Origin of the sequence: Enterobacter cloacae complex sp. GF14B, assembly GCF_004136805.1 — a bacterium.
Lineage (GTDB): Bacteria > Pseudomonadota > Gammaproteobacteria > Enterobacterales > Enterobacteriaceae > Enterobacter > Enterobacter hormaechei_C.
Genome location: NZ_QFRV01000044.1, coordinates 24,649 through 40,525 on the forward strand (window position 1 = coordinate 24,649; position 15,877 = coordinate 40,525).

Below are 15,877 nucleotides of genomic sequence, written 5' to 3' on the forward strand. Positions count from 1 at the left end.
GGCCCAATAGCGAATCTTTGCGCATTCTAACAGTAACATTCGAGGGAACAATGATTTTAGGCAATCGATTAACCGCAAATAAGGAATGGTTAATCGATGCAGAGGCGGGATTACCAGCGGGCCGGTTTATCCGCGTTGAGATTTTGCAGAACGGCTTGCAGCGAGGTGCCGTCAGGGAAGGTGAGATCGGGCGCGACTTCAAACAGCGGCCAGAGCATAAACCCGCGGTTTTTCATGTCGTAATGCGGAACGGTGAGGCGTTCGGTGTTAATCACCTCGTGGCCGAAAAGCATAATATCGAGATCGAGGGTGCGCGGTCCCCAGCGTTCGGCTTTGCGGACGCGACCCTGCTGTAGCTCAATACGCTGGGTATTATCCAGCAGCGTTTCTGCGTCAAGGGTCGTTTCCAGCACCACGGCGGCGTTCAGATAATCAGGCTGATCCTGCGGGCCGAGCGGCGGCGTACGGTAAAATGAGGACAGCGCGACGATGCGGCTTTGTGGGATCTTCCCCAGCGCCTGCACGGCAGCGTTAACCTGCTCCAGCGGAGAGGCCAGATTGCTGCCGATGGCGATATACGCAAGGGTCATGCCGTGCCTTCACGACGCGGTGCGCGTTTGCGCGGGCGACGGTGACGACGGCGCGGTGCCGGCTCGTCATCCAGATCCGTAAGCATATCTTTCTGCTCTGGTGGTGCAGAGACCTGAAATTCTCCCCACCACTGCGCCAGACGCTGTAGCTCCTGGTTTCTTTCGACTTCAGCACGCAGAGAGAGCAAATCGAACGCGGCGCGGAACTTAGGATGCTCCATCAGCTTCCAGGCGCGTTTACCCTGACGGCGGGACATACGCAGCTGAAGCTGCCAGATATCACGCACCAGCGTGGTAATACGTTTCGGGATCGCCAGCGTGCGACAGCCTTCGTCCAGCACGTCGTTTGCCGCCAGCGCGAACGCATCATAATAGGCGAGACCACTCTCCTGAGTGATGCGCTGCGCCGTTTCCAGCAGCGGATACCAGAACATGGCCGCGAACAGGAACGCCGGATTCACGCGCATATCGTTATGAATACGGGTATCCGTGTTCTTCAGCACCTGTGCAATCATCCGCTCCATTGCGCTGTCACCGTTTTCGGTGAAGTAGCGGGTAATGGTCGGGAACAGCGGCTGGAACAGGTTGTATTCACGCAGCAAATTGTAGGTTTCAAACCCGTAGCCTGCCTGGAGCAGCTTTAACGACTCCTCAAACAGACGGGCAGGGGGGACGTCGTTAATCAGCGTCGCCAGGCGCGGGATCGGCTCTGCGGTTTCCGGACTGATACGCATGTTCAGCTTGGCGGCGAAACGCACGGCGCGCAGCATTCGGACCGGATCTTCGCGATAGCGCGTTTCCGGCGTGCCGATCAGGCGAATCAGGCCGTCTTTCAGATCCTGCATACCGCCGACGTAATCGCGAACGGTAAAATCCGCCACGCTGTAGTAAAGGCTGTTGATGGTGAAATCGCGACGCTGAGCATCTTCTTCAATAGAGCCGAAGATGTTGTCGCGCAGCAGCATGCCATTTTGGCCGCGCTGGGAAGTCGTGCGATCGTTGACGCCCGCTTCGTGGTGACCGCGGAAGGTCGCCACTTCAATGATTTCTGGTCCAAACATCACGTGCGCCAGACGGAAACGGCGGCCAACCAGACGGCAGTTGCGGAATAATTTACGCACCTGCTCAGGTGTGGCGCTGGTCGTCACGTCGAAATCTTTTGGTTTTTTGCCCAGCAGTAAATCGCGCACCCCGCCGCCGACGAGATAGGCCTCGTAGCCTGCTTTATTCAGACGATAGAGCACCTTGAGGGCATTTTCACTGATATCTTTGCGGGAAATATTGTGCTGCTCACGCGGAATGACCGACATGTGTGGCTGTGCAATAGCGTCGTTCGCCATGCTCTCTTCGCGGCTCAGCACTTTACGGCAAAAATTAGCGACTCGGGTAAAAATAGTACACCTCGTAGTGTGTTTTGTTATCAAAAAAGCGGCTAATCATAGCTCAGCGCAACGCATTTGAGAATGCTGGATTTTTGGCACGGCCATAAGCGCCCAGTCAGCAATGGCCGTTTTCAGCAATTCATCCAGACTCAGATCCTGCCATTCCTGCGTTACATTCTGGTTGAGAAATCGCAGCGCGTCGATCAAAACCGGGCGCGGATCGCCGTCAGGCAGCGCCGGGGCATGATTCTGTTTCGACAGCTTATTTCCCTGTTCATTGACCGCCAGCGGCAGATGGATGTAATCCGGCACCGTCCAGCCAAACTGCTGGTAAAGCGATATTTGCCGCACGGTAGGCTCAACCAGATCCGCCCCGCGCACGATTTCCGTGACGCCCTGGAAATGGTCATCGACAACCACCGCCAGGTTATAGGCAAACAAACCATCACGACGGTGAATAATAAAATCTTCACGCGCCAGGCGTTCATCCGCCTGAATGGTTCCTGAGAGAACGTCGGTAAACTGCGTCACCGGAGAACGCTGTATCAGCCGTACGGCAGCATTCTCAGGACCGTTGTGCCGCGTACGACAGTGGCCGTCGTAAACGCCACCCACGCTTTGAATTCGCGCCCGCGTGCAGGTGCAGTTATAGGAAAGGCCCTGTTCAGCAAGCCACGCCAGACGTTCACGGTAGGCATCATGGCGTTGAGACTGCCAGAGTACGTCGCCGTCCCAGTGAAGACCGTAATGTTCCAGCTGACGCAGAATAGTTTCTGCTGCACCGGGAACTTCACGCGGAGGATCGATATCTTCAATGCGGACCAGCCATTGACCCTGACGGGCGCGAGCCTGTAGGTAGCTGCCAAGCGCGGCAATTAATGAGCCGAAGTGTAATTCACCGGAGGGAGATGGCGCAAAGCGCCCGATATAGTGAGATTCAGACATATCTACGGTAACAAGGCGGGAGAGACTCCCGCCTTAGCAGAGTAGTGAGAGGGCAGGCGTTAGCCAGCCATCTGTTTTTCGCGGATTTCTGCCAGCGTTTTACAGTCGATGCACAGATCGGCTGTTGGACGCGCTTCCAGGCGACGAATACCGATTTCAACACCGCAGGATTCGCAGTAGCCAAAATCTTCGTCCTCGACCTTCTTCAGCGTTTTTTCGATCTTTTTGATCAGTTTGCGCTCGCGGTCACGGTTACGCAGTTCGAGGCTGAACTCTTCTTCCTGAGCGGCACGGTCGACCGGGTCCGGGAAGTTAGCAGCTTCGTCCTGCATATGTGTAACGGTGCGATCGACTTCATCCCTGAGTTGATTACGCCATGCTTCAAGAATACGCTTGAAGTGCGACAGCTGGGCTTCGTTCATATACTCTTCGCCCGGCTTCTCTTGATACGGCTCCACCCCAGCGATGGCGAGAATACTCAGGGACGATGTTTTACGGTTTTGCCCTTCTTGCATGTTGCTTCTCCTTAACACGCACTATCGATCCCCGTGTTGGGGGAAAAATCAGGTCGCTATAAATAGCAGATGCTTTTCCGTATGGCAATTATCTAAACGTAACACTTGACAACCCTGTGAGGAAAAGCGTATTTGCGCACGCGGCCAGAACACTTATTAGTCAATCGTCTAATCCCTTATAAGACAATGGGAAGAGAGGATCTCAGAGTCATATTATCGGCAGAAAGTTCCGCTTTATAAGCGAAAATCTCTACCCCCTGCTTTTGTGCCTCATTCAACAATTGCGCGTATTTAGGATCAATATGACGGGCCGGGGAAAACCGTTCAATGGCTGAATGCAGAACCGCAAACAGCAACACGGCGCGCTTGCCCGCCGCCGCTACACTCATTAGCTCTCGCAGATGCTTCTGGCCACGTAGCGTTACCGCATCCGGAAAGAAGCCGTTTTCCTGTTCCGCTAACGTCACTGATTTCACTTCAATATAGCACTCAGGGCGGTCTTCCGCCTGTAACATAAAATCAATTCTGCTGCCTTCATCGCCATATTTCACTTCGCTTTTTTGCGTGCCGTAACCCACCAGTTCAGGAAGCATTCCATTTGTCAGAGCTTCCTTAACCAGCTGATTTGCGCGCAGGGTATTAACGCAAATAAATGCCCCGCTTTGCGTCTCGGTCATTTCCCAGGTATGGGGATATTTGCGTTTAGTATTTTCTGATGTGGAATACCAGACCGTGTCACCCGGCGTGGCGCAACCGGTCATGGCGCCGGTGTTAGGGCAGTGCAGCGTGAGCGTTTCGCCCGCAGGGGTGATCACATCAGCGAGAAAGCGTTTGTAACGCTGGATCAGCGTGGCGGGCTGGAGTGCAGGACTAAACTTCATCAGGATTCCTTAACGTGTCGCCCAGCGTCCAGCGCTGGAGCGGAGTATAGCGGGTGCGTCCTTGTACAAAGGCAGATTCGTACAGCGCAAATTCATTCACCTGAAAGGACCAGTGAAAGCCCGGTGGCGGGATGGCAACGGCCTGACCCGCATCGCGCAGCAGGGTAATGTGGGGATGAAACGGCTGCGGGCTCTGATAACAGCCGCTGCGCGCGGCCTGCGCCCGCAGCATGTTGGCGAGCTGTAGCAGTCCGCGAGGGGGCTGCCGCGTCCCCAGCCAGACCACCCGAGAGCGCAGCCATTGCCCGGCATCGTCAAGATGCAGCGTAAACCCCGGCTGCGAAATGCGTCCGGCCATTGCGCTTAACGCGCGCTGCTTTTCAGCGCTTACTTCACCAAGAAAGGCTAACGTCAGGTGCATATTGGCGGCGACGACGGGGCGGCCCGCTTCCGCGGGGAAGTGGCTGGCGCGCCAGCGAACAATCTGCCGTTGAAGCGTGGTGGGTAATTCAATGGCGAAGAATAGCCGTTTAGACTCAGACATGCGCAAGACTCGGTAATGATATGCGCCGATGCTACAATGTACGCCGATTAATGTTAACCCTCTGGAGCCGTAAGTGTCCTCTTTGCCCGTCGCCGTCGTCCTTCCTGAGCTACTCGCAGCCTTAGAACATGCGCCACAGGTTTTGCTCAGCGCGCCCACCGGAGCGGGTAAATCCACCTGGCTGCCCCTGCAAATTCTGCGCGATGGGAACATCAGCGGGAAAATTATCCTGCTGGAGCCGCGTAGGCTGGCGGCGCGCAATGTGGCGCAGCGCCTGGCGGAACTGCTGAATGAAAAACCGGGTGAGACGGTAGGGTACCGGATGCGCGCCGAAACCTGCGTTGGACCATCCACGCGGCTGGAAGTGGTCACCGAAGGTATTCTTACCCGTATGTTGCAAAACGATCCGGAGCTGACCGGCGTCGGGCTGGTGATCCTTGATGAATTTCACGAGCGCAGCCTCCAGGCCGATCTGGCCCTTGCGCTGCTGCTCGACGTTCAGCAGGGGCTGCGCGACGACCTTCGGCTGCTGATTATGTCGGCGACGCTGGATAACGAGCGGCTCCGGCAGACGCTCCCTGACGCGCCGATGATCTCCTCTGAAGGGCGTGCGTTCCCGGTCGAGCGCCGCTATCAGCCGCTGCCTGCCCATCAGCGTTTTGACGAAGCGGTTGCCATCGCCACCGCCGAATTGCTCCGCCAGGAGCCCGGCTCGCTGCTGCTGTTTTTACCCGGCGTAGGCGAAATCCAGCGCGTACAGGAGCAGCTGGCATCCCGGGTGAACAGTGACGTTATGCTGTGCCCGCTCTACGGCGCGCTGCCGTTGGCTGACCAGCGCAAGGCGATCCTTCCCGCACCGGCGGGGCAGCGCAAAGTGGTGCTGGCAACCAATATCGCAGAAACCAGTTTGACCATCGAAGGCATTCGCCTGGTGGTGGACAGTACGCTGGAGAGGGTGGCCAGTTTTGATCCGCGTACCGGGCTGACCAGGCTGCTGACGCAGCGCATCAGCCAGGCCTCAATGGTGCAGCGCGCAGGGCGAGCAGGGCGTCTTGAGCCGGGTATTTGCCTGCATTTAACCAGCGCCGAGCAGGCGGAGCGTGCGGCATTCCAGAGCACGCCTGAGATTTTACAAAGCGATCTCTCCGGACTGGTGATGGATCTGATGCAGTGGGGTTGCCCGGACCCTGACCAGCTCACCTGGCTTAATCCTCCGCCTGTCGTCAACCTTTCCGCCGCGCGCAGTCTGCTGACCCAGCTTGGCGCGCTGGAAGGCGAGCGACTGACGGCGCGCGGCCAGAAAATGGCGGCGCTGGGCAACGATCCACGTCTGGCGGCAATGCTGGTAGCAGCACAGGGCGACGATGAAATTGCCACGGCGGCAAAACTGGCGGCTATTCTTGAGGAGCCGCCGCGCGGTGGCGGCAGCGATCTGGGACAGGCCTTTTCACGCCATCAGGGAAACTGGCAACAGCGGGCGCAGCAGCTGTGTAAACGCCTGAATTGCCGGGGCGGTTCGCCTGACAGCGATAAAGTTATCCCTCTGCTGGCCCAGGCCTTCCCGGACAGAATCGCGCGCCGTCGCGGGCTGGATGGTCGCTATCAGCTGGCAAATGGGATGGGCGCGATGCTGGACAGCGATGACGCCCAGACGCGTCATGAATGGCTGATCGCGCCGCTCTTACTCCAGGGCAGCCACTCCCCGGACGCGCGTATTTTACAGGCGGTTGCCGTGGATATTGACCTCCTGACGCGTGCCTGCCCGCAGCTGCTTCAGCAATCTGACATCGTGGAATGGGATGATACCCAGGGCACGCTGAAGGCGTTCCGTCGTAGCCAGATTGGCAAACTGACGCTCGGGACGAAACCGCTGGCGAAGCCGTCGGAGGAAGAGTTACACCAGGCGATGCTGAATGGCATTCGGGAAAAAGGGCTGAGCGTACTGAACTGGACGCCGGAGGCTGAACAATATCGTATACGTCTGCACTGCGCCGCGAAGTGGCTGCCGGAACAGGGGTGGCCAGCGGTGGATGATGAGACGCTGCTCGCGACGCTTGAACAGTGGCTGTTGCCGCAGATGAGCGGCGTACACTCCCTGCGCGCCCTGAAGGCGCTTGATGTTAAGGCAGCGTTACAGAATTTACTGGACTGGTCGTTACGTCAACGTCTGGATAGTGAACTGCCTGGGCATTACACTGTGCCAACCGGGAGCCGGATTGCCATTCGTTATCATGAGGATAATCCGCCGGCGCTGGCGGTTCGGATGCAGGAGATGTTTGGTGAGGCCACCACGCCGTCCATTGCTGAAGGCCGTGTGCCGTTAGTGCTTGAGCTGCTTTCGCCTGCGCATCGTCCCTTGCAGATCACCCGCGACTTGGGGGCGTTTTGGGCGGGGAGCTATCGTGAAGTGCAGAAAGAGATGAAAGGGCGATATCCCAAACACGTCTGGCCGGACGATCCGGCGAATACCGCGCCGACACGGCGCACGAAAAAATATTCGTAATGGGGAAAGTGCGGGCTGATGCCCTCACCCCGGCCCTCTCCCACAGGGAGAGGGAGAAACAAACTTTGAGAGATTTCTTCTTTCACTGACCTGTGCAAGATAAGAAAATCTGGCCTTTGCGCCTGAATGTTGCGGAGAAAAAGCATGGCGGGGAATGACCGCGAGCCAATAGGACGTAAGGGAAAGCCGACGCGTCCGGCGAAAGAAAAGGTAAGCCGTCGTCGCCTCAGAGATGAGGAGTATGACGATGACTATGAAGACGATTATGAGGATGAAGAACCGATGCCGCGTAAAGGGAAAGGCAAAGGGCGTAAGCCTCGTGGTAAGCGCGGCTGGTTCTGGCTGCTGCTGAAGCTGTTCATTGTTTTTGTTGTCCTGATCGCGATTTACGGCGTTTATCTGGATCAGAAGATCCGCAGCCGTATTGACGGGAAAGTCTGGCAATTGCCTGCGGCAGTGTACGGCCGCATGGTGAACCTTGAGCCGGACATGTCCATCAGCAAGAACGAGATGGTGAAGCTGCTGCAAGCCACGCAGTATCGTCAGGTCACGAAAATGACCCGTCCAGGCGAATTTACCGTCCAGGCGAAAAGTATTGAGATGATCCGCCGTCCGTTCGACTTCCCGGACAGTAAAGAAGGGCAGGTTCGCGCGCGTCTGACCTTTGACGGCGATCGTCTTGAAACCATTGAGAACATGGATAACGATCGCCAGTTCGGTTTCTTCCGTCTCGATCCGCGTCTCATCACCATGCTGTCGTCCGCAAACGGCGAACAGCGGCTGTTCGTGGCGCGTAACGGCTTCCCGGATTTGCTGGTGGATACCCTGCTGGCAACCGAAGATCGCCACTTCTACGAGCACGACGGTATCAGCCTTTACTCCATTGGTCGTGCGGTACTGGCGAACCTGACCGCCGGGCGTACGGTGCAGGGGGCGAGTACCCTGACCCAGCAGCTGGTGAAAAACCTGTTCCTCTCCAGCGAGCGCTCTTACTGGCGTAAAGCCAACGAAGCGTACATGGCCGTGCTGATGGATGCGCGCTACAGCAAGGATCGTATTCTTGAGCTGTACATGAACGAGGTGTACCTCGGTCAGAGCGGCGATAACGAGATCCGCGGCTTCCCGCTGGCGAGCCTGTACTACTTTGGCCGTCCGGTAGAAGAGCTGAGCCTTGACCAGCAGGCGCTGCTGGTGGGCATGGTGAAAGGCGCGTCGATCTACAACCCGTGGCGTAACCCGAAACTGGCGCTGGAGCGTCGTAACCTGGTGCTGCGTCTGCTGCAACAACAGCAGGTGATTGACCAGGAGCTGTACGACATGCTGAGCGCACGTCCGCTGGGCGTTCAGCCGCGCGGTGGGGTGATCTCTCCGCAGCCTGCCTTTATGCAGATGGTGCGTCAGGAGTTGCAGTCGAAGCTCGGAGATAAAGTGAAAGATCTCTCAGGCGTGAAGATCTTTACCACCTTTGATTCCGTGGCGCAGGATGCGGCAGAAAAAGCGGCGGTAGAAGGTATTCCGGCGCTGAAAAAGCAGCGTAAGCTGAGCGATCTGGAAACCGCGATGGTAGTGGTTGACCGTAACACCGGCGAAGTTCGTGCCATGGTGGGCGGTGCTGAGCCACAGTATGCGGGCTATAACCGCGCAATGCAGGCGCGTCGTTCGATTGGTTCACTGGCAAAACCGGCGACTTATCTGACCGCGCTGAGCCAGCCGAACCTCTATCGACTGAACACCTGGATTGCCGATGCGCCAATCTCCCTGCGCCAGCCTAACGGCCAGGTATGGTCACCGCAGAACGATGACAGACAGTTCAGCGGTCAGGTGATGCTGGTGGATGCGTTAACCCGCTCGATGAACGTGCCAACGGTTAACCTCGGGATGGCGCTGGGCCTGCCAGCCATCACCGACACCTGGCAGAAGCTGGGCGTACCGAAAGATCAGCTGCACCCTGTGCCAGCGATGATCCTGGGGGCGCTTAACCTGACGCCAATCGAAGTGGCGCAGGCGTTCCAGACCATCGCCAGCGGCGGTAACCGAGCGCCGCTCTCCGCTCTGCGTTCGGTGATTGCCGAAGATGGCTCCGTGCTGTATCAGAGCTTCCCGCAGGCGGAGCGCGCTGTTCCGGCACAGGCGGCCTATATGACGCTGTGGACCATGCAGCAGGTGGTTCAGCGCGGTACCGGTCGTCAGCTGGGGGCGAAGTATCCTGGTCTGCATCTGGCGGGTAAAACCGGGACCACCAACAACAATGTCGATACCTGGTTCGCCGGTATTGATGGTCGTGAAGTGGTCATCACCTGGGTGGGGCGCGATAACAACCAGCCGACCAAACTGTATGGCGCGAGCGGTGCGATGTCGATTTACCAGCGCTACCTCGCGAATCAGTCTCCGGTGCCGCTGAACCTCGTTGCTCCGGAAGATATCGTCGATATGGGCGTGGACAGCTCGGGTAACTTCATTTGCGGCGGTGGCGTGCGTACGCTGCCGGTCTGGACGACCAACCCGGATGCGCTGTGCCAGCAAAGCCAGCCAGAAGAACCGACAGGTAACCCGTTCGATCAGTCTTCTCAACCTCAGCAGCCGCAGCAGCAACAGCCGCAGCAGCAGGAAGAGAAGAAAGACAGCGACGGCGTCGCCGGCTGGATCAAGGATATGTTCGGCGGGAACTAACCCTACTGATACCCCCTTCTCAGGAAGGGGGTATTTTTTCACCTCAGTAACTCATTTCCTTAACCCTGTTTACAATCCTTATTAACGACCCATTTTCCGTTGATTATTTCTTAAACCCTCAATTCTTGTAGGGCCGCATATCGCTTGCTATGCCGTCAGCGTTTCGCATATTATTCTGCGGTCATAATAATAATTCTCGTTTACGTTATCATTCACCTTTTCCATCAGAGATCCATCATGGCGCTTTCCAATACTGCTCAGCCAATTAACACGTCGCTGCGTAAACTCGCAGTCGTCGTAGCCACAGCGGTTGCCGGCATGCCTGCTTACGCACAGGCCGCTGAAACCCCCAAGAAAGAAGAAACCATCACCGTGACTGCCGCACCGGCTGCACAGGAAAGTGCCTGGGGTCCTGCACCGACGATTGCAGCAAAGCGCACTGCAACGGCGACGAAAACCGATACACCGATCGAGAAAACCCCGCAGTCTATTTCCGTGGTTACACGTGAAGAGATGGACATGAAACAGCCGGGAACGGTTAAACAGGCGCTGGCCTATACCCCAAGCGTTTTCGCAACGCGCGGCGCATCAACAACTTACGATGTGGTTTCGATTCGTGGTTTTACGACCTCCAGCACCGTGAATACCAACCAGTATCTGGATGGTATGAAGTTGCAGGGAGACAACTACTCTGAAGCGTCCATGGACCCGTACTTCCTTGAGCGCGTAGAGCTGCTGCGTGGCCCGACGTCTGTACTGTATGGCAAAAGCCATCCGGGCGGCGTAGTGAGTATGGTCAGCAAGCGTCCAACCACGGAACCGTTGAAAGAAATTCAGTTCAAAATGGGGACGGATAACCTCTGGCAGACCGGGTTTGATTTCAGCGACGCGATTGACGATGACGGCGTGTGGTCCTACCGTCTGACCGGTCTGGGGCGCAGTGAAAATGCGCAGCAGGAAATGGTGAAGTCTACTCGTTACGCGATTGCGCCGTCTTTCAGCTGGCGTCCTGATGATAAAACCGATTTCACTTTCCTGAGCAACTTCCAGAGCGATCCGGATGCGGGTTACTACGGCTGGCTGCCGCGTGAAGGTACCGTTGTGCCTTACTATGATGCTAACGGAAAAGCGCACAAACTGCCGACCGACTTCAACGAAGGCGATGAAGACAATAAGATCTCCCGTCGTCAGAAAATGGTGGGTTACAGCTTCGAGCATGAATTCAACGACACCTTCACCGTGCGTCAGAACCTGCGTTATACCAAAATCAACACGCTTTACCGTTCAGTTTACGGTAACGGCTATATCGCCCCGGCCCAGATCAGCCGCGCGTACGTGCGCTCAGATGAAGACCTCAACTCGTTCACGGTTGATACACAGCTCCAGTCGAAATTCGCGACCGGCGCCGTTGACCATACCCTGCTGACGGGTGTGGATTACCTTCGTATGCGCAATGACATTGATGCTGACTACGGTACCGCCGATCCGATCAGCATGAACAATCCGCAGCACGGCAATGCGAACGTTAATGTGAACTTCCCGTATGCCATGCTCAATCGCCAGGAGCAGACCGGGCTCTATGCGCAGGATCAGGCGGAATGGGATAAGTGGGTACTCACCCTGGGTGGCCGCTATGACTTTGCGAAAACGTCTGCCTTTAACCGTAATAACGGAACCACCGCGGAAATTAACGATCAGGCATTTACCTGGCGCGGGGGGATTAACTACCTGTTCGACAACGGGATTACACCATACTTCAGCTACAGTGAATCTTTCGAACCGCTCTCTGGCACTACTCAGGGTGGTAAACCGTTCGATCCGGCACGCGGCAAGCAATATGAAGCGGGCGTGAAGTATGTTCCAAAAGATCTGCCTGTTGTGGTGACGGCAGCGGTATACCAGCTGACCAAGAACAATAACCTGACCGCCGATCCGGCGAACCCGACCAGCGGCTTTAGCGTGCAGGGCGGTGAAATTCGCTCCCGTGGCTTTGAGCTGGAAGCGAAAGCGGCGGTGTCGGCTAACGTGAACGTGACGGCGGCCTACAGCTACACCGATGCGGAATACACCCACGATACCTGGTATGAAGGTCGTCGTCCGGCAGAAGTACCGCGCAACATGGCATCCCTCTGGGCGGATTACACCTTCCACGAGACGGCGCTGAGTGGCCTGACCGTCGGTGCAGGCGCGCGTTACATCGGTAACACGGTGACGTACTACTCCTCAGCGTCGCCTAAAGCCTATGAGTCCTTTAACGTCGCGGGTTATGCCCTGGCGGATGCGACCGTGAAATACGATCTGGCGCGCTTCGGTCTGCCGGGCTCTTCCGTCGGCGTCAACGTGAACAACATCTTTGACCGTGAATACGTCTCCAGCTGCTACAGCGAGTATGCATGCTACTGGGGAGCAGGACGCCAGGTTGTTGCCACGGCGACCTTCCGCTTCTAACCTCTTTATGGGCACGGTTCGCCGTGCCCTTTTTATTTAAGTTGGCTGACATGCAGGATAACAAAACGCAATCCGACTCCACCTTCACGCTCAATAATCTCTCCTTTCGCGTACCCGGGCGCACCTTGCTGCATCCGCTCTCTTTGACGTTTCCCGCAGGTAAAGTGACCGGTTTAATCGGGCACAATGGTTCCGGTAAATCGACGCTGCTGAAGATGCTGGGCCGTCATCAGCCACCGTCCGAGGGCGACATTTTGCTGGATGACCAGCCGCTGGCGAGCTGGAGCAGTAAGGCCTTTGCCCGCAAGGTGGCCTATCTGCCGCAGCAGTTGCCGCAGGCGGAGGGGATGACGGTGCGCGAACTGGTGGCGATTGGACGTTATCCGTGGCACGGTGCGCTCGGGCGTTTTGGCGTTGCTGACAGAGAGAAAGTGGAAGAGGCGATCGCGCTGGTCGGGTTAAAACCGCTGGCGCACCGTCTGGTGGATAGCCTGTCCGGTGGCGAACGTCAGCGCGCGTGGATCGCGATGCTGGTGGCCCAGGACAGCCGCTGCCTGCTGCTCGACGAACCTACCTCCGCGCTGGATATTGCCCACCAGGTGGACGTGCTGGCGCTGGTGCACCGTTTAAGCCAGCAGCGCGGCCTGACGGTGATTGCCGTTCTGCATGATATCAACATGGCGGCACGCTATTGCGACTATCTGGTAGCGCTGCGCGGCGGTGAAATGATCGCTCAGGGTACGCCTGCCGAACTGATGCGTAGCGAAACGCTGGAACATATCTACGGTATTCCTATGGGCATCCTGCCTCACCCGGCCGGGGCTGCACCCGTGAGCTTTGTCTACTGATGCTGGATTCAACATTCATTAGCCGCCGTCGCCTGCTGACGGCCATGGCGCTCTCACCGCTGCTGTTAAAGATGGGCCCGGCCCGCGCTGCCACTATCGATCCGCACCGCATCGTGGCGCTGGAGTGGTTGCCCGTTGAACTGATGATGGCGCTGGGCGTGACGCCTTACGGTGTGGCCGATATTCCCAACTACACCCTGTGGGTGAATGAGCCAAAACTGCCGGACTCCGTCATCGACATCGGTCTGCGTACGGAGCCGAACCTTGAGCTTCTCACCCAGATGAAACCGTCTTATTTATTCTGGTCTGCGGGGTATGGTCCGTCGGAAGAGACCATGGCGAAGATTGCGCCCGGACGGGGCTTTTCCTTTAGCGACGGTAAAAAGCCGCTGACCATGGCAAAAAATTCCATCCACGAGATGGCGCAGTTCCTCAACCGTGAGGCTCAGGCGAAAAAACACCTCGATGAATTTGATGCGCTGATTGATTCCTTTAAGCCGCGCTTTGCCCGCCGTTGCGATCGGCCTTTGCTGATGGTGACCCTGCTGGATGCCCGCCATATGCTGGTCTTTGGAAATAACTGTCTGTTCCAGGAAGTGCTCGACAGCTTTGGCATTCGCAATGCCTGGGAAGGCGAGATGACGTTCTGGGGCAGTACCGCCGTGGGGATTGACCGTCTGGCGGCGTTTCGTGATGTGGACGTGCTGTGCTTCGATCACGGGAACGAGCGCGAAATGCAAACCCTGATGGCGACCCCGCTCTGGCAGGCAATGCCGTTCGTCCGCGAGCAGCGCTTCCTGCGCGCGCCAGCGGTATGGTTCTACGGCGCGACGCTGTCGGCAATGCATTTTGCCCGCGTGCTGGACAATGCACTGGGAGGCAAGGCATGAGCACGCGTATGGCCCGTTTCCCGATGTTACTGTTAGCAATCATTTTTCTGGCTGCCCTGGCGTTAACCGGCTTTAACCTGACAACGGCGTTGCCGCGCGATCAGTGGGCAGCCGCGTTTGCCGCACCGGATATCGATAATATTCAGCAAATGCTGTTCCACTACAGCCTGCTGCCGCGTCTGGCTATCTCCCTGCTGGTCGGGGCGGGACTGGGACTGGTGGGCGTACTGTTTCAGCAGGTGCTACGTAACCCGCTGGCGGAGCCCACCACGCTGGGCGTGGCGACGGGGGCTCAGTTGGGGATCACCATCACCACTCTCTGGACCCTGCCGGGAGCGTTAACCTCGCAGTTTGCCGCGCTGGCAGGCGCATGCGTGGTCGGTGCGCTGGTCTTTGGCGTGGCCTGGGGAAAACGTCTCTCGCCGGTCACGCTGATCCTCGCGGGGCTGGTCGTCAGCCTCTACTGTGGGGCGATCAACCAGCTGCTGGTGCTGTTTCACCACGACCAGTTGCAAAGCATGTTTATGTGGAGTACCGGCACGCTCACCCAGACCGACTGGAGTATCGTTCAGCGCCTGTGGCCGCAGCTGTTTGGCGGCGTGGTGCTGACACTGCTGCTGCTGCGTCCGCTCACGCTGATGGGCCTGGACGACGGCGTGGCGCGCAATCTCGGGCTGGCGCTGTCGCTGGCGCGTCTGGCGGCCCTGACCCTGGCGATTGTGCTCAGCGCGTTACTGGTTAACGCCGTCGGCATCATCGGCTTTATCGGCCTGTTTGCGCCGCTGCTGGCAAAAATGCTCGGCGCACGCCGTCTGCTGGCGCGCCTGATGCTGGCGCCGCTGATTGGTGCGCTGATCCTCTGGCTTTCCGATCAGCTCATTCTCTGGCTGGCGCGCGTCTGGATGGAAGTTTCCACGGGCTCGGTGACGGCCCTGATCGGCGCGCCGCTGCTGCTGTGGCTCTTGCCGCGCCTGCGCAGCATTAGCGCCCCGGCAATGGATGCCGGCGATAAAGTACATGCTGAGCGTCAGTCGGTGGTGTGGTTCAGCCTTGCCGGACTGGCAGTGCTGGTTATCGCCTCGTTTGCCGCACTCTCGCTGGGACGCGACGCCACGGGCTGGCACTGGGCGACGGGGGATTTGCTGCATGAACTCATGCAGTGGCGCTGGCCGCGGATCTTCTCCGCGCTGATTGCGGGCGTCATGCTGGCGGTGGCGGGCTGTATTATCCAGCGTCTGACCGGTAACCCGATGGCAAGCCCGGAAGTCCTGGGCATCAGTTCCGGCGCCGCGTTTGGCGTGGTGTTGATGCTGTTTCTCGTGCCGGGGAATGCCTTCGGCTGGCTGATGCCTGCCGGGAGTATCGGTGCGGCGGCGACGCTGATGATTATCCTGATCGCCTCCGGGCGCGGCGGTTTCTCGCCTCACCGCATGCTGCTGGCCGGGATGGCGCTCAGCACCGCATTTACTATGCTGCTGATGATGTTGCAGGCGAGCGGCGATCCGCGCATGGCGCAGATCCTGACCTGGATTTCCGGCTCGACGTACAACGCCACCGGCAGCCAGGTGGTACATACCGGGATCGTGATGATCGTACTGCTGGCGATAGTGCCGCTGTGCCGCCGCTGGATGACCATTCTGCCGCTGGGCGGGGACACCGCG

Annotated in this window: 12 protein-coding genes; 6 read left to right on the forward strand and 6 right to left on the reverse strand. The window is 57.9% G+C overall.

Translation table 11 applies throughout. From position 1 onward, the window contains the following. Positions 1-110: 110 nt before the first annotated feature. The 6 genes from folK to thpR form a co-directional block, all read right to left on the reverse strand. A complete protein-coding gene (gene folK, locus DD606_RS15220) occupies positions 111-590 on the reverse strand; it encodes a 2-amino-4-hydroxy-6-hydroxymethyldihydropteridine diphosphokinase (protein WP_045895263.1) in 480 nt (159 codons plus the stop codon). After that, on the reverse strand, positions 587-1,984 hold the full coding sequence (gene pcnB / locus DD606_RS15225) for a polynucleotide adenylyltransferase PcnB (RefSeq protein WP_071785222.1): 1,398 nt from the start codon (positions 1,982-1,984) through the stop codon (positions 587-589). Before pcnB ends, folK begins: the two co-directional genes overlap by 4 nt. Positions 1,985-2,026: 42 nt before the next feature. After that, positions 2,027-2,917: a tRNA glutamyl-Q(34) synthetase GluQRS gene (gene gluQRS / locus DD606_RS15230; protein WP_048241384.1), complete on the reverse strand. Its 891-nt coding sequence runs from the start codon at positions 2,915-2,917 to the stop codon at positions 2,027-2,029. Positions 2,918-2,976: 59 nt separating this feature from the next. Beyond that, entirely contained in the window at positions 2,977-3,432 is a 456-nt protein-coding gene (gene dksA, locus DD606_RS15235) for an RNA polymerase-binding protein DksA (RefSeq protein ID WP_001155232.1), read from the reverse strand. A gap of 176 nt (positions 3,433-3,608) precedes the next feature. Then, positions 3,609-4,313 carry a DNA/RNA nuclease SfsA gene (gene sfsA / locus DD606_RS15240; RefSeq protein ID WP_003856251.1) on the reverse strand — a complete coding sequence of 235 codons (705 nt, stop codon included), beginning with the start codon at positions 4,311-4,313 and terminating at the stop codon, positions 3,609-3,611. Continuing rightward, positions 4,303-4,857 carry an RNA 2',3'-cyclic phosphodiesterase gene (gene thpR, locus DD606_RS15245; protein ID WP_003856249.1) on the reverse strand — a complete coding sequence of 185 codons (555 nt, stop codon included), beginning with the start codon at positions 4,855-4,857 and terminating at the stop codon, positions 4,303-4,305. The genes sfsA and thpR overlap by 11 nt, the downstream gene beginning before the upstream one ends. Before the next feature lie 73 nt (positions 4,858-4,930). Here thpR and hrpB point away from each other — a divergent pair, with 73 nt between their 5' ends. The 6 genes from hrpB to fhuB form a co-directional block, all read left to right on the forward strand. Beyond that, the gene (hrpB, locus tag DD606_RS15250) at positions 4,931-7,360 is read left to right on the forward strand and encodes an ATP-dependent helicase HrpB (protein WP_129258824.1); all 2,430 of its coding nucleotides are present in this window, start codon (positions 4,931-4,933) and stop codon (positions 7,358-7,360) included. 144 nt (positions 7,361-7,504) lie between these two features. After that, positions 7,505-10,030, forward strand: coding sequence for a bifunctional glycosyl transferase/transpeptidase (gene mrcB, locus DD606_RS15255; RefSeq protein WP_003856245.1), 2,526 nt, complete (start codon positions 7,505-7,507; stop codon positions 10,028-10,030). A gap of 237 nt (positions 10,031-10,267) precedes the next feature. After that, complete coding sequence (gene fhuA / locus DD606_RS15260) at positions 10,268-12,478, forward strand: ferrichrome porin FhuA (protein WP_129258826.1); 2,211 nt, start codon at positions 10,268-10,270, stop codon at positions 12,476-12,478. A gap of 50 nt (positions 12,479-12,528) precedes the next feature. Next, entirely contained in the window at positions 12,529-13,326 is a 798-nt protein-coding gene (gene fhuC, locus DD606_RS15265; RefSeq protein ID WP_003856242.1) for a Fe3+-hydroxamate ABC transporter ATP-binding protein FhuC, read from the forward strand. Further along, positions 13,326-14,216, forward strand: coding sequence for a Fe(3+)-hydroxamate ABC transporter substrate-binding protein FhuD (gene fhuD, locus DD606_RS15270; RefSeq protein ID WP_129258827.1), 891 nt, complete (start codon positions 13,326-13,328; stop codon positions 14,214-14,216). The genes fhuC and fhuD overlap by 1 nt, the downstream gene beginning before the upstream one ends. Beyond that, on the forward strand, positions 14,213-15,877 hold a 1,665-nt coding region (fhuB, locus tag DD606_RS15275), incomplete at its 3' end, for a Fe(3+)-hydroxamate ABC transporter permease FhuB (protein WP_129258829.1). The genes fhuD and fhuB, both read left to right, overlap by 4 nt.

Bases quoted from the DNA above. Each gene is read 5' to 3' on its own strand.
- sfsA (WP_003856251.1), bottom strand. From the start codon at position 4,313: ATGAAGTTTAGTCCTGCACTCCAGCCCGCCACGCTGATCCAGCGTTAC.
- mrcB (WP_003856245.1), top strand. From the start codon at position 7,505: ATGGCGGGGAATGACCGCGAGCCAATAGGACGTAAGGGAAAGCCGACG.
- gluQRS (WP_048241384.1), bottom strand. From the start codon at position 2,917: ATGTCTGAATCTCACTATATCGGGCGCTTTGCGCCATCTCCCTCCGGT.
- thpR (WP_003856249.1), bottom strand. From the start codon at position 4,857: ATGTCTGAGTCTAAACGGCTATTCTTCGCCATTGAATTACCCACCACG.
- dksA (WP_001155232.1), bottom strand. From the start codon at position 3,432: ATGCAAGAAGGGCAAAACCGTAAAACATCGTCCCTGAGTATTCTCGCC.
- fhuC (WP_003856242.1), top strand. From the start codon at position 12,529: ATGCAGGATAACAAAACGCAATCCGACTCCACCTTCACGCTCAATAAT.
- fhuA (WP_129258826.1), top strand. From the start codon at position 10,268: ATGGCGCTTTCCAATACTGCTCAGCCAATTAACACGTCGCTGCGTAAA.
- fhuD (WP_129258827.1), top strand. From the start codon at position 13,326: ATGCTGGATTCAACATTCATTAGCCGCCGTCGCCTGCTGACGGCCATG.
- folK (WP_045895263.1), bottom strand. From the start codon at position 590: ATGACCCTTGCGTATATCGCCATCGGCAGCAATCTGGCCTCTCCGCTG.